The organism is Bacillus sp. BB081, from assembly GCF_008368895.1.
GTDB classification, from domain to species: Bacteria; Bacillota; Bacilli; order Bacillales; family Bacillaceae_G; genus Bacillus_A; species Bacillus_A wiedmannii.
In genome coordinates, this window is the sequence record NZ_QOZX01000047.1 from 1 (window position 1) to 20504 (window position 20504).

The 20504-nt window shown below is 37.2% G+C and carries 17 protein-coding genes, 2 pseudogenes and 1 other annotated feature; of the genes and pseudogenes, 5 read left to right on the forward strand and 14 right to left on the reverse strand.

Annotated elements, in window-relative coordinates:
• The first annotated feature begins 229 nt into the window (after positions 1-229).
• Positions 230-1601, forward strand: a pseudogene (locus tag DN394_RS19900) (MATE family efflux transporter).
• Positions 1602-1732: 131 nt separating this feature from the next.
• Here DN394_RS19900 and DN394_RS19905 read toward each other — a convergent pair.
• From DN394_RS19905 to DN394_RS19925, 5 genes and pseudogenes are all read right to left on the reverse strand, one after another.
• A pseudogene (locus DN394_RS19905) lies at positions 1733-2579 on the reverse strand (ABC transporter ATP-binding protein).
• The gene (locus DN394_RS19910; protein ID WP_046958313.1) at positions 2572-3615 is read right to left on the reverse strand and encodes an ABC transporter ATP-binding protein; all 1044 of its coding nucleotides are present in this window, start codon (positions 3613-3615) and stop codon (positions 2572-2574) included. Before DN394_RS19910 ends, DN394_RS19905 begins: the two are co-directional and overlap by 8 nt.
• An 18-nt stretch (positions 3616-3633) precedes the next feature.
• The gene (gene opp3C / locus DN394_RS19915) at positions 3634-4650 is read right to left on the reverse strand and encodes an oligopeptide ABC transporter permease (RefSeq protein WP_000974096.1); all 1017 of its coding nucleotides are present in this window, start codon (positions 4648-4650) and stop codon (positions 3634-3636) included.
• Complete coding sequence (opp3b, locus tag DN394_RS19920) at positions 4647-5576, reverse strand: oligopeptide ABC transporter permease (protein WP_000534165.1); 930 nt, start codon at positions 5574-5576, stop codon at positions 4647-4649. Before opp3b ends, opp3C begins: the two co-directional genes overlap by 4 nt.
• Before the next feature lie 127 nt (positions 5577-5703).
• Entirely contained in the window at positions 5704-7335 is a 1632-nt protein-coding gene (locus DN394_RS19925; protein WP_098092300.1) for a peptide ABC transporter substrate-binding protein, read from the reverse strand.
• 319 nt (positions 7336-7654) lie between these two features.
• On the opposite strand from DN394_RS19925, the gene DN394_RS19935 reads away from it, so the two are divergent.
• Positions 7655-8035 (forward strand): DUF3899 domain-containing protein, encoded by a 381-nt coding sequence (locus DN394_RS19935; protein ID WP_001045006.1) that lies wholly within the window; start codon positions 7655-7657, stop codon positions 8033-8035.
• Between the two features lie 105 nt (positions 8036-8140).
• Positions 8141-8357: a binding site (T-box leader), on the forward strand.
• Positions 8358-8431: 74 nt separating this feature from the next.
• Complete coding sequence (gene trpS, locus DN394_RS19940; RefSeq protein ID WP_000110998.1) at positions 8432-9421, forward strand: tryptophan--tRNA ligase; 990 nt, start codon at positions 8432-8434, stop codon at positions 9419-9421.
• Positions 9422-9702: 281 nt separating this feature from the next.
• Here trpS and DN394_RS19945 read toward each other — a convergent pair whose 3' ends face one another.
• From DN394_RS19945 to DN394_RS19975, 7 genes are all read right to left on the reverse strand, one after another.
• Positions 9703-10449: a YjbA family protein gene (locus DN394_RS19945; protein ID WP_000966116.1), complete on the reverse strand. Its 747-nt coding sequence runs from the start codon at positions 10447-10449 to the stop codon at positions 9703-9705.
• Between the two features lie 143 nt (positions 10450-10592).
• Positions 10593-11381 carry a DUF2268 domain-containing putative Zn-dependent protease gene (locus DN394_RS19950; RefSeq protein WP_046957009.1) on the reverse strand — a complete coding sequence of 263 codons (789 nt, stop codon included), beginning with the start codon at positions 11379-11381 and terminating at the stop codon, positions 10593-10595.
• A gap of 106 nt (positions 11382-11487) precedes the next feature.
• Positions 11488-12726, reverse strand: coding sequence for a beta-ketoacyl-ACP synthase II (gene fabF / locus DN394_RS19955; protein WP_000412646.1), 1239 nt, complete (start codon positions 12724-12726; stop codon positions 11488-11490).
• 31 nt (positions 12727-12757) lie between these two features.
• The gene (gene fabH, locus DN394_RS19960) at positions 12758-13690 is read right to left on the reverse strand and encodes a beta-ketoacyl-ACP synthase III (RefSeq protein ID WP_097918337.1); all 933 of its coding nucleotides are present in this window, start codon (positions 13688-13690) and stop codon (positions 12758-12760) included.
• 231 nt (positions 13691-13921) lie between these two features.
• Complete coding sequence (locus tag DN394_RS19965; RefSeq protein ID WP_001003337.1) at positions 13922-14098, reverse strand: ComZ family protein; 177 nt, start codon at positions 14096-14098, stop codon at positions 13922-13924.
• Positions 14099-14151: 53 nt separating this feature from the next.
• Positions 14152-15024, reverse strand: coding sequence for an NAD-dependent epimerase/dehydratase family protein (locus tag DN394_RS19970; RefSeq protein WP_141545409.1), 873 nt, complete (start codon positions 15022-15024; stop codon positions 14152-14154).
• A 29-nt stretch (positions 15025-15053) separates the two neighbouring features.
• Positions 15054-15788, reverse strand: coding sequence for a lipase family protein (locus DN394_RS19975; protein WP_000028707.1), 735 nt, complete (start codon positions 15786-15788; stop codon positions 15054-15056).
• A gap of 156 nt (positions 15789-15944) precedes the next feature.
• Here DN394_RS19975 and DN394_RS19980 point away from each other — a divergent pair, with 156 nt between their 5' ends.
• A complete protein-coding gene (locus DN394_RS19980; protein WP_001211110.1) occupies positions 15945-16127 on the forward strand; it encodes a YjzD family protein in 183 nt (60 codons plus the stop codon).
• A 36-nt stretch (positions 16128-16163) separates the two neighbouring features.
• Here DN394_RS19980 and clpB read toward each other — a convergent pair whose 3' ends face one another.
• On the reverse strand, positions 16164-18764 hold the full coding sequence (gene clpB / locus DN394_RS19985) for an ATP-dependent chaperone ClpB (protein ID WP_046958316.1): 2601 nt from the start codon (positions 18762-18764) through the stop codon (positions 16164-16166).
• A gap of 198 nt (positions 18765-18962) precedes the next feature.
• Positions 18963-19142, reverse strand: coding sequence for a YjzC family protein (locus DN394_RS19990; protein WP_000531420.1), 180 nt, complete (start codon positions 19140-19142; stop codon positions 18963-18965).
• A gap of 492 nt (positions 19143-19634) precedes the next feature.
• Here DN394_RS19990 and DN394_RS19995 point away from each other — a divergent pair, with 492 nt between their 5' ends.
• Positions 19635-20444 carry a Cof-type HAD-IIB family hydrolase gene (locus DN394_RS19995; protein WP_001041225.1) on the forward strand — a complete coding sequence of 270 codons (810 nt, stop codon included), beginning with the start codon at positions 19635-19637 and terminating at the stop codon, positions 20442-20444.
• The last annotated feature ends 60 nt before the right edge of the window (positions 20445-20504 follow it).

Consider the following 20504-nt stretch of genomic DNA (forward strand, 5'->3'; position numbering starts at 1 on the left):
TTAAAATTTCCTGTTAAAAATATACCTTTGTAAACGTTTCATATTGCTGATTATCCTTACTAAAGTGTTGAAAATAAATATTTTTATATTTTTCTAAATTATCAGAGGAAAATAAATTTTATATTTCATAATACTTTCCGCATAATTATCCTTCTCTTTTTATCATAAAATAGCGCTCCCTTCATAATAAAGATATGTAGGTTAAAATGAGTGCAAAGGATAAGAAAGTATGTTACGATACACCTTGCTAAAAATAGATATCGGTAAAGAGGGGACGGACATGGCAGCAATTCAGGCAAAAAACGGGCCGACAGAGAAATTAAGTTTATTCTTATTAACATGGCCTATTGTTTCTAGAAGTTGTTGCAGCGAATCAATATCTCCATATCGCTATTTTGGTACTAGAAGTCATCGGGAACGGCGCAGCTATCGTCGTATCTCAATACCTCGGTTCCAAACGTTTTATGGAAGCATCTAAAATATCAGCTTTAGCCGTCACATTAAATTTAGTGGTCGGACTCATTATAAGCGCTGGTTTTCTTTTATTTTCAAAACATATGATGATGGCAATGAACTTACAAGGCGATGTACTCATGTATGCGCAAAACTATTTATCCATCGTCGGAGGCGCTATTTTCCTTCAAGCTATTATTAATTCATTAGCCGCAATTATCCGCGTACACGGCTTCACAAAGCAAGCGATGTTTATTTCACTTGGAATGAATATTATTCATATCGCTGGAAACTACGTACTCATTTTCGGGAAATTTGGTTTCCCAGAACTCGGTGTACAAGGGGCTGCCATTTCTTCTGCTGTCAGCCGACTTATCGCACTTATCGTTTTCTTCTGGTTACTGTACCGCGTTATGGAATACCGTGTGAAATTACAATATTACTTCACCTTATCAAAGGAATACATCGGAAAAATTTTAAAAATCGGGATTCCATCTGCATTTGAGCAGGTTATGTATCAAGCTTGCCAAATTGTCTTCTTATACTATGCAACATACTTAGGAACGGAATCATTAGCGGCTAGACAATACGCTACGAACATTTCTATGTTCACTTATTTATTCGCGATTGCGATCGGTATGGGAACAGCCATTATTATCGGACGCCTCGTTGGCGGTGGTGAAAAAGATGAAGCGTATGAACGCGTATGGAAAAGTGTAAAATGGGCAATTGGCGTCACTTTATGTATGGTCGCTCTCGTCGTTACATTCCGTACACAATTAATGGGACTATTTACAGATAATCCGCACATTATTACGTTAGGTGCGTCAGTTCTTTTACTAAGTGTGCTACTTGAAACGGGACGTACGATGAATATCGTCATTATCAATTCACTTCGCGCAGCTGGTGATGCAAAGTATCCGGTTTTAATCGGAGCATTCTCTATGGTGTTAATGAGTTTACCACTCGGTTACTTTTTCGCCTTCCATTTAGATATGGGGCTCGTTGGTATTTGGTTAGCGATTGCTATTGATGAATGGACACGTGCCATTATTATGTTCTTCCGCTGGAAAAGTAGAGCGTGGGAACGTTATGCACTCGTTAAGCCTGAAGAACAAGAGGAAATTGTTTCTGTTCAGGCACAATAATACTCGTTTAATTAAGGTGCATTCATTGGTAGATAACATTTATATTCACTTACCGACAAATGTTAACAATACAACTGTTTATATAGTAGAAAAAGAGCCATTCTTCTGTAACGGAAGAATGGCTCTTTTTATTATTGATAAATCTCTTTATATTTCTTATACTCTGCTTCAGAACATAATACGAAATGTCCTGGGCGAATTTCACGCATTGTTGGTGCTTCACTAGCATAATCATGCTGAGATGGATCGTATACGATACGTTTACGATTGCGCTCATAATCTGGATCTGGAAGCGGAATTGCTGATAATAGTGATTTCGTATATGGATGAATTGGATTCGCATATAACTCTTCACTTGTTGTTAGCTCAACGATTTGACCACGGTACATTACGCCGATGCGGTCACTAATGTATTTTACCATTGATAAATGCTGAGATTGGCTCATCGGCAATGATAAATTCAGGCTCTACAGCAAGTGCGCGAGCGATACCGATACGTTGACGTTGTCCACCTGAGAATTCATGCGGGAAACGGTTTGCGTGCTCTTTATTTAAACCAACTGTGATTAATAATTCATGAACACGGTCCATACGCTCTTTTTTGCCTTTTGCTAGTCCGTGAATATCAATACCTTCTGCAATAATATCCCCTACTGTCATACGAGGGTTTAATGATGCATATGGATCTTGGAAAATCATTTGCATTTTACGGTTGAATTTCTTCAGCTCTGCACGTGATTTTTTACCATGTACATTTTCACCATCGAACAACACTTCACCAGCAGTTGCATCATATAAACGAATAATCGTTCTTCCAGTTGTCGATTTACCACAACCTGATTCTCCTACAAGACCAAATGTTTCTCCGCGGTAAATATCAAATGAAATATCATTAACCGCTTTGACAACACCACCACTCACGTCGAAGTGCTGTTTTACATTTTTTACTTCAATTAATTTCTCACGTTGTTTAGTCATGTTGTTCACCTGCTTTCATTTGAAGAATACGTTTTTCAACGACTGCCGGTGGTTTTACTTCTGGAGCTTGCTCGTGAAGTAACCAAGTTGCCGCATAGTGTGTATCACTTACTTTAAATAAAGGTGGGTCCATTTCAAAATCAATTTTCAATGCCTGTGGATTACGTGGTGCAAAAGCATCTCCCTTTGGCGGCTTTAATAAATCTGGAGGCGTTCCAGGGATTGCGTATAACTCTTCTTCTGAACCATCTAAACTTGGCATAGATGCGATTAAGCCCCAAGTGTATGGATGTTTTGGATTGTAGAAAATTTCATCAACCGTTCCAATTTCAACAACTTTACCTGCGTACATAACTGCTACGCGGTCCGCAACGTTTGCCACTACACCTAAGTCATGTGTAATGAAAATGATTGCCGCTTCTGTTTTTTGCTGAATGTCCTTCATAAGCTCTAAAATTTGCGCCTGAATTGTAACGTCTAGCGCTGTTGTCGGCTCATCGGCAATTAATAATTTCGGGTTACAAGCTAACGCCATCGCAATAACTACACGCTGTCTCATACCACCTGAGAATTGGTGAGGATATTGTTTTAAACGCGCTTCTGGATTCGGAATACCTACAAGGTCGATTAATTCTAACGCAACTTTACGTGCGTCTGCTTTACTCATCCCTTGGTGTTTAATAAGACCTTCCATAATTTGATTCCCAATTGTCATCGTTGGATTTAATGATGTCATTGGATCTTGGAAAATCATCGCGATATCTTTCCCGCGCACTTGCTGCATTTCTTTTTCTGTCAGTTTCGTTAAATCACGACCTTCAAATATGATTTCACCGTTTTTAATACGCCCTGGAGGATTCGGAATTAATCCCATTAACGCTTTAGAAGTAACTGATTTACCAGAACCAGATTCTCCTACAATCGCTAATGTTTCTCCTTTTTTTAAATCAAAAGTAACACCGCGTACAGCTTGTACTTCACCTGCATGTGTATCAAAGGAGACTTGCAAATCTTTTACCTCTAGCAATGTTTTCATTTTTACTTCTCCCCTCTTTTACTTACGCATTTTTGGATCTAACGCGTCGCGTAATCCGTCTGCCATTAAGTTGAATGCTAAGATTAACATACTGATGACAACCGCTGGGATGAACATCATATGTGGATACGTTTGAATTGATTTATAACCATCGTTTACAAGAGAACCAAGTGATGCGAATGGTGGCTGAATACCTAAACCGATAAAGCTTAAGAACGCCTCACCAAACACTGCTGTTGGAATTGTAAACATTGTCATTACGATAATTGGTCCCATTACGTTCGGGATTAAGTGTTTTACAATTAACTGTGTATTTGTTGCACCTAATGTACGAGATGCTAATACATATTCTTGATTTTTTAATTTCAGGATTTGTCCACGAACGATACGTGACATCCCTATCCAACCTGTAATCGCCATTGCTAGTGTAATTGACCATATACCAGATCCCATAATGATTACCATTAAAATAACGATGATTAAGTATGGAATACCGTTAATAATCTCCATAACACGTTGCATAATATTATCTACTCTACCGCCATAGAACGCTGAAATACCTCCATAAGCAACCCCAATTACTAAGTCAATCGCCGCTGCTAAAAGAGCGATATATAATGATACACGCGTACCTTCCCATGTTCTTGTCCATAAATCGCGGCCAAGATCATCTGTACCAAACCAGAAATACTCTTTAATATCACGTTTTTCATATTGGTCAACACCATATTGATCCGTACCGTCAAATGGTAGCCAATGAACATTTTCAATAACAGGAATTTTCGGTGGTAATTTCGCACGACCTAAGTCTTGCTCTTTATAAGAATGCTTACTTACCATCGGTCCTAAGATTGCTAGTAATATAATAAGCGCTAATAAAACGAAACCGAACATTGCTCCTTTATGTTGGAACAAACGTCTTCTTACATCTTGCCAAAACGTTAAGCTTGGACGGGCAATGACTTCATTATCAACATTATTTTGATTGGCTTGTTGAAATAAATCTGGAGATAATTTTTGTACATCTTTCATCATTTTTTCCCTCCCGCTAAACGAATACGAGGATCAATAATTCCGTATAAAATATCGACAATGAAAATAACTAAGATGAAAATTGCACTATAGAAAATTGTAGTTCCCATAATAACTGTATAGTCATTCACTGTAATAGATTTAACGAACTGTTCCCCTAGTCCTGGTACAGCATAAATTTGCTCAATAACTAATGTCCCTGTAATTAAACCTGCAACCATTGGCCCTAAAATTGTTACTACTGGAATTAACGCGTTACGAAGTGCGTGTTTAATAATGATAACACCTTGGCTAATTCCTTTCGCTTTCGCTGTTAAAATGTAATCAGCTTGCATAACTTCAATTAACTCTGCACGAGCAAAACGTGCGATTGTTGCGATAACTGCCATCGATAAAGCGATTGTAGGCATTACGGTAAACTCTGGTCCTTTCCAGAATGCTACTGGGAACCACCCAAGTTTTACCCCTACGAAATATTGTAGTAATGCGGCGAATACGAACGATGGTACCGACATCCCGAGTACGGAAATAATTGTCGCCCCATAATCGACCCACGTATTGTTACGAAGTGCCGCAACGATTCCTAAAATTAAACCGATAAATGTTCCTAATATAATCGCTTGTAAACCAAGTTGTGCTGATGGTCCAATACGATCCACAATCATATCTGTTACTGGACGGTTATCATATTGGAATGATACCCCTAAATCACCTTTTGCTAAGTTACCTAAGTAACGTGCATATTGAACTGGTACTGGATCATTTAAGCCATATTTTTCAAGAATAATTTCTTTTTGTGCCGGTGATAGTTTCTCCTGGTTTTTAAGCGGAGAACCCGGAAGTAATTTCATCAAAAAGAAAGTCAGTGTAGTAATTAAAAATAATGTCAAAGCCATGTACACGAAACGTTTTAATACATAACGTCCCATAGTCAAGCACCTCCCCGTTTTTCTCAAAAGCAATAAGATAGTTTAAAATATTCTTACTTTTATTTTTTTAAAATAAGAGCATATGCCCATCATAGGCATATACCCTTATTCATGATGGAAACCATTTTTAGTTTTTTAGTTCAACCCACTTATAGCTAAATTCTCCGCCATATTTATGTTCTAATAGGCCAGTAATTGAGCCACGTTGTAAATAAGCTTTTCCTGGTTGATATACTGGAGCAATCGCTGCATCTTCAAGCAGTTGTTTTTCTGCTTGTAATAATGCATCCCAGCGAGCTTGTACATCAACTTCTGTTTTCGCTTTTTTAATTAAATCATCATACGCTGCATTTGCGTAATTTACTTTGTTTTGCGCATTACCTGTCGTATACATTTCAAGGAATGACATTGGATCCATATAATCTGGACTCCATCCCGCGTATGACATTGCGTAATCTCCACTTGCTTCAAGTTTTAATTTTTGTGCAAATGGCTGCATTTTTGTTGAAACTGTTAAACCTGGTAAGTTCTTTTCAAATTGGCCTTTTAAATACTCTCCGATTTTTTTAGCATCATCAGTATCAAAGTTTAATAGCTCTAACTCTACTTTGTCTACACCAAGTTCTTTTTTACCAGCTTCCCAGTATTTTTGAGCTTCTTTAATATCCTCTTTTATAAGCTTTCCGTTTTCTTCACGGAAGTCTTTTCCATTCGGACCTTTTGCTAAGCCTTTCGGAACAAAACCATATATCCCCTCTGAACCATCGTTTAAGATAACTTTCCCGATATTTTCACGCTCAAAGGACATTGCAATTGCTTTTCGGATATTTTTATTTGCTAAAAATTTATTCTTTTCATTTAAGCGAATAAATTGTGTAGATGGTCTCTTAATCGTTTTAAAGTCAGCATCTGATTTGTATTTGTCTACAAACTCTGATGTTAAGACTACACGATCAATTGCTTTCGTTTCATATAAATTTATAGCAGTTGAACGATCCTTAACAATATTGAAGTTTATTTCCTCAAGTTTTACTTCTTTATTTTCCCAATACGTTGGATTTTTCTTAAGTTGGAAACTTCGTTCATGCTTCCATTCATTTAATACGAATGGACCATTATAAAGTGTCGTATTGGATTCTAATCCAAATTTTGCTCCTTGTTCTGTTACAAACTTCTCATTCAAAGGATACAATGTTGGATAGACTGTTAAACTTACAAAATAAGGAACAGGGTTATCTAATTCCACTTCAAGTGTATGATCATCAATTGCCTTTACACCAAGTTCTTCAACTGGTAATTCTTTTTTGTTAACTTTCTCCGCATTTTTAACATCAAATAGTATGTAAGCAAACTTGGCACCCGTGTTTGAATCTACAGCTCTTCGCCAAGAATAAACGAAGTCTTTCGCTGTTACAGGTTCACCATTAGACCATTTCGCATCTTCACGTAACTTAAATACATACTTTTTGCCATCTTCTGATTTCTCATAAGATTTAGCGACACCTGGAACAAGCTTATCGTCTTTCCCCAGACGATATAATCCTTCCATTGTGTTATTCATGATGTTAGAAGATGCTGCATCTGTTGATAACGTCGTATCCATAGTTGGGATTTCAGCTGTCTCGGTTAGATTTAACACTTGCTTGTTTGAGGATTTTTCTTTTGCGCCTGCTTTATTATCCTCTTTTTGGTAACTACAAGCTCCTAACATACTGACAGTCAACGTCGATGCAAGTAATAACGGTATCTTTTTCTTCATGTTGTGTTGCCTCCCCTAATTGCACTTCCTGTACCCTCACTTGTAAAAATGTAGAATTGAAAGAATAATCTCCAAGTTTCTACAATTTTCATTATACATATAATATAACAATTGTGAATATAGTTTTTTGTTTTTTTGTTAAAATTTTTAATAAAATGTTTATTTTTTTATTTTTTTGTAAAGGGATACGTTAACATTGCTACCATCATCTTGAAATCAGACCTTTAATTGCGTATAATTTTCAAAAAATTAATTCTAGTACATATTATAGCTTTTATAGTATAATAATTCTAGTAATATTTTGACGGAGGGGAACATTTTGAATAAAGTTTTTTTTCATACTTGTATACTAATTTCCATAGCGATAATCGCTTCTAGTATTGGCGCATTCCTCGTTTCATCGCAATTTTTGTTGAATTTTGTCAATATATCGTTTTATGTCGCACTATTTTTTATTCTTATAGGCGGTTTTTTATTCATATTTCAAAATGGATTTTTTAACGTAACAATTTACGCCTTCCAAAGAGTATTTGGTACGAACAAAAAAATTGAGTCTTTAATTGAAGAAGTAGAGGAACCTGTCGATAAGAAAGAACGTATTTATAAAACATATTCATTCAAATGGACGTATCCAATTTGCATTACCGGTATCGTTCTTGGGTTGTTCTCGACCCTCATTAGCTTTACTATTTTGATGTAGTTTGCAAACACTATCCCATATGATATAATAATCAGCAAAACATTTTGTTATAAAACTTTAGTTCTTTCATATTAAAAGAGCTTAGGTAACAATAAATAAATTTATATGTATGCGATGATAAAGAAGAGTACATATTGAGGCAATTTCAGAGAGCTTGTGGCTGGTGTGAACAAGTAATTGCGCAGTATGGAATGGGCTTTTGAGCACCAAACCGAACCGAAAGTAGTAGGCTTTGGCGTTATATCCAAACGTTATTATGGATTAGAGAGATTTCACAGTAGTGAAATAATTAGGGTGGTACCGCGGTCCATTCGTCCCTATAGTTTTTGGGATGAATGGGCTTTTTTGTTTGCCTTCTCTTCCCCATCACGCATTCAAATTTAGGAGGAATTACTTATGTCAGTTATCTTTTCTGGTATTCAGCCGAGTGGAACGATTACACTTGGAAACTATTTAGGAGCTATGAAGCAATTTACAGAGCTTCAAAATGAACACGACTGTTATTTCTGTATTGTAAACCAACATGCGATTACAGTACCTCAAGATCCCGTACAACTTCGTAAAAACATTCGCAGTCTTGCTGCACTTTATGTAGCATGTGGCATCGATCCTGAAAAAGCTACTTTATTTGTACAATCAGAAGTACCAGCACACGCTCAACTAGGATGGATTATGCAATCAGTTGCTTACGTTGGAGAATTAGAGCGTATGACGCAATACAAAGATAAATCTTCTGGTAGAGATTCAGTTCCAGCTGGATTACTAACGTATCCACCATTAATGGCTGCTGATATTTTACTTTACAACACTGAAATCGTACCTGTTGGTGATGATCAAAAACAACATATGGAATTAACACGCGACCTAGCAGAGCGTTTCAACAAACGCTTCCGTGAAGTGTTCACTGTTCCTGAAATTCGTATTCCAAAAGTAGGAGCTCGCGTTATGTCATTAACAGAACCTACGAAAAAAATGAGTAAATCTGATCCGAATCCAAAAGCAATGATCAGTATGCTTGATGAACCAAAAACAATTGAAAAGAAAATTAAAAGTGCTGTAACTGATTCTGAAGGTATCGTGAAATTTGATAAAGAAAACAAACCTGGAATCTCTAACTTATTAACAATCTACTCTTCATTCTCTGGAAAAACAGTTGAAGAAATAGAAGCAATGTACGAAGGAAAAGGATACGGAGACTTCAAAGGCGACCTAGCAGCAGTAGTCGTAGAAGCAATTCGTCCAATCCAAGACAAATATAACGAACTAATCAACTCACCAGAACTAGACGAAATTCTAGACAAAGGTGCAGAAAAAGCAAACCGCGTTGCATTCAAACAACTACGCAAAGTAGAAAACGCAATGGGACTAAGCAGAAAACGTAGGTAACTTATAAAGCGGAAGCGGCTCGCTTAGAATGTGAGGGGGATGGAGCTCCTGACGTAGAGGCGCTTTTTGCCTCGCAGGAAGGCGCGAAGCCACCGAACATTCTTGCCGCTGGAGCTGGATTTCTATAAAAGCGGAGGCAGCTCGTTCAGCTCTGACTGGCTAAGGTTCTTTCGCATAGAAGACGCTTTTTGTCTTCTTATGCGGAAGGTTCTTAGACACGAAGAGCTTGCCGCCGGAGCTAAGTTACAACAAATTAAAAAAACCGCCAATTGGCGGTTTTTTTAATTTACCTTTTGCTCGTTTTCCATTTCCCATAACTTTTCAAAAAATGGCTGTCCTTTTACGAGACGCTCGCATAATTGTTCGTGCTTCTCAGACCAGCCTGTTTTCGCTTCATCATACAGTTTAGCCCAAATATCTTCAAATTCCATATGTTGAACCATTCCGTATGCTGATGGATCCCACTCTGTGAACCAATAGCGAATTTCTGCTGTGTTTTTCGTTGTATGTAATTGATCTAACGCCATAAATAATAATTGTTTAAGCTGTCTTTCTTTACGAGTTAAGCCATTCATAATGAAAGGTGATGGTGATAAAATATGATGTTCTTTTTCCATTTCTTCTACTTGGAACTCATACTTTTCTGCTTGTACGTTTTCTACCATCTCATATACCATCTGCTCTTGGCGCGGTATAAGTCTGCTTTTTCGAATTGGTACATTGTAACCAATTGTGTCGATCGCAATAATTCCTTTTCCATCTGTAACAACAAAGCAATACTCTTGCTGCAAACGTTCATGATTTTTACGAATATATGCCTTATGATGTACGTCTTCCAACAATTTTTGCGGAAGCTCTAACAATTCGTCCTCGATGTAATGATATAATGTGGCATCTACTTTTAATAATGGCACTTGATCTAATAGCTCAATCGTATCATCTTTCCGCCATTCGTAAAAATGACAAACGTTATACCCATTCTCTTCACCTTCAAACCAATTTACCCATACATCATGTAGATATAACATTCACTACCCCTCACTTCACTACTGTTTGTATCAATCATTATGTTCAATTTTTCTTAACTTTATTCCACCTAAGGAAATATATTCTAATTATTATTTTTTCTTCTATTAATACTAAAAAAAACAGGAGATAGAGCTCCTGTTTTTTATATATGAAATGTATTTGCTTTATTCAATATTTCTTTTGCATCTATAGATAATAAAGAAAGTGTATCTTCTCCTTCCAATGTTACACAATCTTTGACAATATGAAATCCAAGCGCATAGCCAAGCATCTTTGGATAAGAGTGAAATCCATTTAATAAGATGTCGTGCTCCCTTGTTCCTCGTTTTATACTTATTCTTTCATGTACAACATTTTTCCAATAATAAATAGCCTCTTCTTTTGAAAGATACATCGTCCACGGTGCATTGTTTTTTTCTGAATATCTTTCCGTTACCGCTTGCTCAGCTAGCCCTTCCATAATCATCGTATCAAGTAATGTATATTCTGTTTCTTTCGTCTCAATTTGATGTAACCTGCATATGTGATGATATTCATGTGCCAATAACACCTTTAATTCTTCCACCGAATTCCGTCCACATACGAATAAGAAAATAACGTGACGCATAGATAATCCCGCCCTACCGTTATACTCTTCTTGTATAGTTCGATTATAGGAATCTGATAATAAAATAAAGACAGGGACATCTGGACCTTTTAACCAGGTTTTCAGTTTCTCATACTCCGTACGTAACTCTTTCCAAACTTCCTTTTCCTCTAACTCTTTTACTTCTTGTTCTCCTCGTATAACTGGGCGGTACATACCTTTAGAAATTAAAAAGCGATACAACCTTTCTTTTGGCAGCGGGATATACTTCGTAAACTTTTCACACAGCTTTTCTGGCCGTCCATAATATAGATGTAACCACTCAGCAGTTTCAACAATCCCCATCTTTATCCCTCCTTTTTCTTATGTATATGCAAAAGGGGAAAAAGGCGTAAAAATAAATAAGGAGTTTTTTCGCAATATAGTGCGAAAAAACTCCTTAGCTCATCTATTATTTATACGATTTAAATACTAATACTGCGTTATGACCACCGAATCCTAGTGAGTTACTTAATACTGCATTTACTTCTTGTTGTCTCGCTTTATTCGGTACGTAATCTAAGTCACATTCTGGATCTGGTGTTTCATAGTTAATTGTTGGAGGGATTACTCCGTCTGTAATTGATTTAATTGAGAAGATCGCTTCAACAGCACCAGCTGCTCCTAATAAGTGACCTGTCATTGATTTCGTTGAGCTAATTGCTACTTTGTACGCATGCTCACCGAACGTTTCTTTAATTGCCATCGTTTCATACTTTTCATTCGCATCCGTACTTGTACCGTGCGCATTAATGTAATCAATATCTTCTGGCTGTAGACCTGCATCTGCTAAAGCTTGACGCATTGCACGCACGCCGCCTTCACCGCCAGGAGCCGGCATTGTAATATGGAATGCATCACCAGTTGCACCGTAACCAGCGATTTCCGCATAAATGTGAGCACCACGAGCTAATGCGTGCTCTAATTCTTCAAGAATTAAAATACCTGAACCTTCACCCATTACGAAACCACTACGGTTTTTATCAAATGGACGGCAAGCTGTTGCTGGGTCTTCATTAAATGTTAATGCTTTCGCTGAACTAAATCCTGCAAATGCCATACTTGTTAACGGCGCTTCTGCTCCGCCTGTTATCATTGCATCAGCATCACCGCGTTGAATTGCTTTAAATGCATCACCAATTGAGTTTGCACCAGATGCACAAGCCGTTACAGAACAAGTGTTAATTCCTTTTGCTCCTGTTGCGATCGATACTTGACCTGCTGCCATATCTGGAATCATCATCGGTACGAAGAATGGACTCACGCGGCGCGGACCTTTCTCAGTAAAAATCTTAAATTGTTCTTCGTATGTTTCCATACCGCCAATACCAGAACCAATCCATACACCAATTCGAGGTCCGTTTTCTTCTGTAATTTCAAGCTTTGCATCTGCAACTGCCATTTTCGCTGCTGCTACTGCATATTGTGTAAAGCGATCCATACGGCGCGCTTCTTTTTTATCAATATATTTCTCGACTTCAAAGTCGTTAATTTCTGCTGCTACTTTTGCTGGAAACAGTTCCGGATCAATTCTTGTAAGTCGTCTGATTCCAGATACACCCTTTTTAATGTTTTCCCACGCTGTTTCAACATCTGTTCCGATCGGTGTAACAGCTCCTAGTCCTGTAATTACGACCCTCTTTTTCTCCATACAAAATACACTCCTTTTTTTCTCTCAGTCCTTATTTACCCCAACGAAGAGCAACTGCTCCCCATGTTAATCCGCCGCCGAAACCAACAAGTATAATTAAATCACCATCTTGAATACGTCCATTTTGCAATTCCTCTACCATTGCAATTGGAATTGAAGAAGCTGATGTATTACCAAACTTTTCAATTGTCATACTCATTTTTTCTTGCGGTAAATTTAATCTCTCTCTTGCAGATTCCATAATACGAATATTCGCTTGATGTGGTACTAAAAAATCCACATCCTCTTTCGTAAGTCCCGCTTTTTCTAACACGCGAAGACAGGAATCACCAAGTTGGCGAACAGCAAATTTAAAGACTTCTCTGCCGTTCATCATAACATACTCGTCTTGATAAAGATGCTTACCGCCGCTTCCGTCTGCTCCTAATTCGAAAGATAGAACGCCTCTTCCTTCTGAAACAGCCCCCATTACGATTGCACCGGCTCCGTCTCCAAATAGTACTGCTGTATTTCGATCATTCCAGTCTACAATTTTAGATAGTTTATCACTACCAACTACTAATACATTTTTATAAGTTCCCGTTTGAATAAATTGCTGCGCTGTAATCATTCCGTACATAAAACCAGCACACGCTGCACTTAAATCCATTGCGGCTGCGTGTTTTGCGCCAATGGCTTCTTGAATGACACAAGCTACTGCTGGGAATGCGCGATCTGGTGTTACTGTTGCCACTAAAATCAGGTCGATATCCTCTCCGTTAATCCCGGCATCTTCAAGTGCTTTTTTAGAAGCCTCTACCGCCATATATGAAGTATCTATTGTATCATCGGCAATGCGTCTTTCTGCAATTCCCGTTCTCGTACGAATCCATTCATCAGATGTATCTACGATTTTCTCTAAATCGTGATTTGTGACTACTTTTTCTGGCACATATCTTCCGATCCCTAAAATGCCCACGTTCACATCGCAGCCCTCCGTTTTATATCAATTATTATGACTTGGTACTAATTTTAAAACATAAATGTATTTTTGTCTAGAATATATTTCAGCTAAACCATAAATCCAGCATTATTCACTTTATTGTTTATTAAAAGAAACAGAAACATACCTTTCCTGTTTCTTTTGAAATATAAAAAGGCCCGAACCGCTTCTATCCACGGTTCGAGCCTCTCTTCCCTTCCAAAAAAGAAAGTTTTATTCTTTATCTGCTTTCCCAAGCTCATATGCTTCGTTCATAACTTTCATCAATAACTCTAATACTGGTTGTGCTTTCTCCATATCAAGCGCAATTCCATTCGAATCTAAGATGGCCTTTGCTTCTGGTAAATGCTTCATTGCGATTTGTAAAAATTGCATGCTTTTCTCATTCATATTATGTTCTTCCTCTCCATTAAAACTTTCACATACATAGTGTAACACGCTCGCTATCCTTCGTATAACTCTTTATATTTTTTCATATGTGCCAATTGTTTATTTAAACCGTATTCTAACGGGGTATTTCTTTTTATCGAAATAACCTCGACAGCATCATTTCGTTCTTCCTCATTCTTTTTATTCTCTTTATCCGTTGCCCGTAAAAGGTTCATACCTTTTTTCCATAATGACTTTTTACCACTAAGTAAATTGTATATGCCGAGATGCTCCTCGTTCATTCCATTTTCCCATAAGTATTCACATACATCTTCCACGTACAATAGATCACTTCCATTCTCCTCACTCGCATAATGGCACTCTTTCTCATCCAGTTCTGATAAAATGAGCTGATGATACATCATAAAAGATGGTTGCCATGGCCCATATAATGTAGGAACTCGAAATACACTATATGGTGCCTCTCCTTTTTTCAATCCTTCTTCCACTTTCAAAAATAAACGTTTATTTTCAGATTCATCTGCGTTTCCTACTTCAATAGAAGAAATTAGATTTAACTTCACTTTCTGTTCTGTACACAGTCTTATAATCCGCTTTAAATACTGTAATATAACTCTTTCATTCCGAAAACCACTTTGTTGATTTGGCTCATACAAGCAAAAGTAAACCGTATCGAACTTCTCTCCTTCTACTAATTTCCATCCATCTTCATCTCTTATCGAATAATACGTAAATAACGCATTTCGTCCAATCAACAATAACTTCTCTTCATTAATTTTTGTCATATTCTCGAATTCATCAAAATCAAGACCGTACACTTCTACTTCTTCTGCAATCATTTTATTCACAAGGTGATAACCTACAAACGTAAGTCCACCTATAATTAGCACGCGCTCCATACCACCAACCCTTTCTCCTTGAAACAAATAGCTCCTCATTTATGTATATGGGAGCTTCACAATTCTTCTTCATATTTTTTAAAGAAATCAGTCGTTTGCCTAACCATTTTATATTTCACATCTTGCAGATGGAATAAGACAGAAGTATCGCATTGATTGAATTGCCTCATTTTCTCATATTTACGTAACAACTGTTTTCTTCCTCTTTTTTCTTGTGTTGATACGAAAACTTTAACAGGTACACAAGATGGAAGAAGCGTAAATGATTTCTTATTTATTTTGGATTCTAATTCTTCTTCTTTGGAATCATACGCCAAACTTAATTCCTTCACTAATCTTTTGTAAAAAAACTTATGCTCTTTTTCAAACTCCACATATTCTGGTAAATCTAAACACGGATTTAACATAACGACAGAGCGTATACATTCAGGGTATTTGTTCATCATTTCAAGTGCTACAAGTGCACCCATACCATCTGCCATAATGTGCATTTTCGCATTTAATGTCTCTTTTCTCAAAACAACATCATATAAACGTTTTGCTAGACGAACAGATTGGTCGTTTCCCCAATGTCTTCCGTATAAATTAGAGGAAAAGACCGTGTAGCCTTCCTCAATAAGGCCATGTAAAAAATAAGATCTACCTGCATGCTGTGTCCATAAACTTGTACCATTCTCAATAAAGTAGTTATAATCACCGAGAAGCATAACAGAAAATCCATTTGGCTTCTCCGGTAAATAAATGACACATGGTTCTTTTTCTAAGTAAAAAAAACGTTCCGTAATACTCATTTTTCCCCCGCCTTATTTTCTAAACGTATAAAAGTACTCTTCTATAATGTATGAACGGAATGCGAATTTGCGTTGAAAAATCTACAAATATTTTTCTATATTCTTTTTTCAATTGTGTTACAATAAGGACAGATTGAACGAATAGAGGTGTAAAATATGCGTTTCATTTGGGCATTAATTTGGTCGTTCGCGCTTGTACATATGATGAGCTACGTAATCGGCTCTATGACTGGCGGTACATACGATTTTAACCAAGCGTCTATTTTCTCAGTTGTTCTTGCGGTATTCGTACTAGCAATTTCAGCTACAATTCCAAACGAGCCAGTAGAACAACACTAAAAAAGAGTCCGGATTTTATCCGAACTCTTTTTTATTTTACTTTACATGAACGACTAATTCGTTATTTTCCACATCAACAACTACGTGACTGTTATCAGTAATTGTTCCTGCAATTAATTCTCTCGCTAATTTCGTCTCAACTTGACGCTGTACATATCGTTTTAATGGACGAGCTCCGTACATCGGATCAAAGCCAGCTTCTACAACAAATTCTCTCGCTGCGTCTGTTAATTCTACTGTAATATGACGGTCAGCTAAACGACCTTGTAATTCTTTTACAATTTTATCAACAATACCTTTAATTTCATTCGTTGTAAGAGGTTTGAATAAAATAATTTCATCGACACGGTTTAAAAACTCTGGTCGGAAATGTCCTCTTAATTGCCCCATTACAAGTTCTCTTGATTCCTCTTTAATTGAGCCATCTGCTTCTAATCCATCTAACAAATGAGCAGATCCAATATTTGAAGTCATAATAATAACCGTATTTTTAAAGTCTACTGTACGTCCTTGCGAATCTGTAATGCGTCCATCATCTAACATTTGTAATAAAATGTTGAATACTTCTGGATGTGCTTTTTCGATTTCGTCTAACAAAATAACTGAATACGGTTTACGTCTTACCGCTTCTGTTAATTGACCGCCCTCTTCATACCCAACATATCCAGGAGGCGCACCAATTAAGCGTGACACAGCGTGTTTCTCCATATACTCAGACATGTCGATACGAATCATTTGCTCTTCACTATCGAATAAAGACTGTGCTAACGTTTTTGCAAGTTCTGTTTTACCAACACCTGTCGGTCCTAAAAAGATGAAGGAACCAATTGGACGGTTCGGGTCTTTAATACCAGCGCGTGCACGAAGAACTGCGTCTGATACTAAGCTTACCGCTTCCTCTTGTCCGATGACACGCTCTGATAAAATTTGCTCTAAGCGTAGTAATTTCTCGCGTTCACCTTCAACGAGTTTTGCGACAGGAATACCAGTCCAGCGTGAAACAATATCAGCAATCTCTTCTTCACTTACTTCCTCACGTAATAAGCGATTCTCTTGTTTATTATGTGCACCCATTTCTTCCGCTTCTTTTAACTCTTTTTCGATAGCTGGAATTTTCCCGTGACGAAGTTCAGCTGCTTTATTTAAATCGTAATTTCCTTCTGCTTCTTCTAACTCACGGCGCAAGCGCTCTAAATGTTCACGTAAGTCACGCACTTTATGAATGTCTTCTTTTTCTTTCTCCCATTTCGCTCTCATACCACTTGCAACTTCTTTTAAATCTGACAATTCAAGTTGCAACGTTTTCAGGCGTTCTTGGCTACCAAAGTCCTTCTCTTTTCCAAGAGCCGCTTCTTCAATTTCCAGCTGCATAATACGACGCGTTACTTCATCTAATTCTGTTGGCATAGAATCAATCTCTGTTCGAATCGTTGCGCACGCTTCGTCAACAAGATCAATCGCTTTATCTGGTAAGAAACGATCCGAAATATATCGATCTGATAAAACGGATGCTGCTACAATCGCGCGGTCATGAATATTTACACCATGATAAATTTCAAAGCGCTCTTTTAAACCACGTAAAATGGAAATTGTATCTTCAACAGTTGGTTCTTCTGCTAATACTTGTTGGAAACGTCTTTCTAGCGCTGGATCTTTCTCAATATATTTACGATACTCATCTAACGTTGTCGCCCCGATACAATGCAATTCACCACGCGCAAGCATCGGTTTTAACATATTTCCTGCGTCCATCGCACCTTCTGTTTTACCAGCACCGACGATTGTGTGAAGTTCATCAATGAATAATAAAATGCGACCTTCACTCTTTTTAATTTCATTTAATACAGCTTGCAGACGCTCTTCAAACTCACCACGGAATTTCGCTCCAGCTACAAGCGCACTCATATCTAATGCGAAGATTGTTCTATCTTTTAATCCTTCTGGTACATCCTTCTTCACAATACGCTGTGCTAATCCTTCAACGATTGCTGTTTTACCAACACCGGGTTCACCAATTAAAACCGGGTTGTTTTTCGTTTTACGTGAAAGAATGCGGATTACACGTCGAATTTCACTATCGCGACCGATAACAGGATCAATTTTCCCTGCTCTCACTTCCGCCACTAAATCACGACCATATTTTTCTAACGCTTCATAAGTTGCTTCTGGATTTTGACTAGTCACTCTTTGATTCCCCCGAACTGTCATTAAAGACTGTAATAAGTTATCTTTCGTAATGTGAAATCTTGTAAGTAATTGATTTATATCGCCTTTTTCTTCTGAAAAAGCAAGCAATACATGTTCAACTGAAATGTAGTCATCTTGCAATTTCTCTGCTTCTTTTCCTGCTCTTACAAGTAGTTGTTGCAGAGCACCTGTTATATATAATTTTCCTACTTCTGCACCGCTTCCCGTTACAGAAGGTTTTTTCTTAATTAAACTTTCGACGCCTTGCTTTAACGCTTCTATATCGACATTCATTTTTTGAAAAATACGCACTGCTAACCCATCTTGCTCTTCTAATAATGTAAATAAGAGATGAACAGTATCTACTTCTTGATGATGATGAGATACCGCTAAAGATTGGGCACTCATAATCGCCTCTTGTGTTTTTGTTGTCATTTGATTTAAGTCCATCTTTACAGTCCTCCAAATGTTTGACTTTCTTTGACCTTTGATTTGATTATACGCCAACTGACTTTTTTATACAATAATTTTGCTTATGTATTTTCAAACTTATTATTGGAAAAAGAAAAAGGGAACATTCATTATACAACTGAAAAATATACGCAATGCATAACGACAAAAAAGCCGCAATAATGATTGCGGCTCCTGTTACGGTTTTCTTTTATATGTCCACTGACGGTTATGATTCGCGTTATCTGGAAACTTTTCACCCGCAGTTAATTTCACCATTTGCGGATCTTTTACCATACTTCCTGTTTCACCAATTTCTACGTAAATGCCATCGTTTGGCGCTTTTTGTCCAGAACGAAACCTGCGATTTTGTCCCATTTCCATTCTCCTTCCATGACGTCTTTGCCTCATTAGTATATCCATTTTAAAAGAAAGCTTTTCTGTCATGTTTAGGAAACAAGTACTACATTTCGTTCTTGTACATATACATAAATGATACAAGCTTAGGAAGGGATTTCTTTCCTATTTGTAGAAAAAAAAGAAACCAACCTACTATAGGCCAGCTTCAAAGGAGAGTCAAACATATACGAGAAGATTACATGTTCATTATAAGCCTCATCACACGAGCAATGTAACCCTTTTCACAATTTGTATATAATGAAAGAAACATTTTTTGAACTTTCTAAAAAGATGTTGACTTTTCTTAATTTCCAGCGAGAAATAGTAGACACCGCAGCACTTTGCGACGTAAGATGGATATATAGTGAACTTTCCATCTTTGGTGTTCTCACCCAGTTTAACCTCTTATTTCTGCATATTAAAAACGGAAATATAGATAGAAACAAAAAAATTATTATAAGAGGTGAAATTATGAATAAACAGCATTTAATCGCATTAGACTTAGACGGCACTTTATTAACAGACAACAAAATAATTTCCACTCGAACAAAACATACAATTGCAAAAGCAAAGGAACAAGGACATATTGTCGTTATTTCAACAGGACGTCCATTCCGTGCTAGTTTTGATTACTATAAAGAACTTGGTCTTAACACACCAATCGTAAACTTTAATGGCGCTTACGTACATCATCCTCTTGATTCAAAGTGGGGAACACATCACTCTCCTCTTGAGCTAGCAACAGCCCAAGAAATTGTCCGAGCTTGCTTTGATTTTGGTGTGAAAAATATATACGCTGAAGTAATGGACGATGTGTATGTTCGTGAAATTGATGAAGATAAAAAACATATTTTCGAATTCGGTTCTCCAAATATTTTTACAGGAGACTTATTAAATATTTTAAACGATCATCCAACCTGCTTATTAATTGACGCACATGACGAGCATTCCAGTGCAATTCGTCAACATTTAACTGATATGCACGCTGAAGTAATCGACCATAGAAAATGGGGCGCACCTTGGCCGATTATTGAAATCGTAAAAAGCGGGTTAAATAAAGCTGTCGGATTACAAAAAATTTCTAGTCATTACAACATTCCACAAGAGCGAATTATCGCTTTCGGTGATGAAGATAACGACTTTGAAATGATTGAATTTGCTGGTCATGGCATCGCAATGGGTAATGCAATTCCTGAATTAAAATCACTCGCAAATCATACGACATTAACGAATGAAGAAGATGGTATTGCGCTATATTTAGAAGAGGTTCTTGGATTATAATCTAAAAATTCCCTGCTTATAGTTTCTCGCCAAACGCTCATACTATTATTAGACGCCAGA

Coding starts and splice junctions, on each gene's coding strand:
- DN394_RS19975 (WP_000028707.1), bottom strand. CDS start 15,788: ATGAGTATTACGGAACGTTTTTTTTACTTAGAAAAAGAACCATGTGTC.
- opp3C (WP_000974096.1), bottom strand. CDS start 4,650: ATGATGAAAGATGTACAAAAATTATCTCCAGATTTATTTCAACAAGCC.
- DN394_RS19910 (WP_046958313.1), bottom strand. CDS start 3,615: ATGAAAACATTGCTAGAGGTAAAAGATTTGCAAGTCTCCTTTGATACA.
- trpS (WP_000110998.1), top strand. CDS start 8,432: ATGTCAGTTATCTTTTCTGGTATTCAGCCGAGTGGAACGATTACACTT.
- DN394_RS19925 (WP_098092300.1), bottom strand. CDS start 7,335: ATGAAGAAAAAGATACCGTTATTACTTGCATCGACGTTGACTGTCAGT.
- DN394_RS19995 (WP_001041225.1), top strand. CDS start 19,635: ATGAATAAACAGCATTTAATCGCATTAGACTTAGACGGCACTTTATTA.
- DN394_RS19965 (WP_001003337.1), bottom strand. CDS start 14,098: ATGAATGAGAAAAGCATGCAATTTTTACAAATCGCAATGAAGCATTTA.
- DN394_RS19980 (WP_001211110.1), top strand. CDS start 15,945: ATGCGTTTCATTTGGGCATTAATTTGGTCGTTCGCGCTTGTACATATG.
- opp3b (WP_000534165.1), bottom strand. CDS start 5,576: ATGGGACGTTATGTATTAAAACGTTTCGTGTACATGGCTTTGACATTA.
- DN394_RS19945 (WP_000966116.1), bottom strand. CDS start 10,449: ATGTTATATCTACATGATGTATGGGTAAATTGGTTTGAAGGTGAAGAG.
- DN394_RS19990 (WP_000531420.1), bottom strand. CDS start 19,142: ATGGGACAAAATCGCAGGTTTCGTTCTGGACAAAAAGCGCCAAACGAT.
- clpB (WP_046958316.1), bottom strand. CDS start 18,764: ATGGACTTAAATCAAATGACAACAAAAACACAAGAGGCGATTATGAGT.
- DN394_RS19950 (WP_046957009.1), bottom strand. CDS start 11,381: ATGGGGATTGTTGAAACTGCTGAGTGGTTACATCTATATTATGGACGG.
- fabF (WP_000412646.1), bottom strand. CDS start 12,726: ATGGAGAAAAAGAGGGTCGTAATTACAGGACTAGGAGCTGTTACACCG.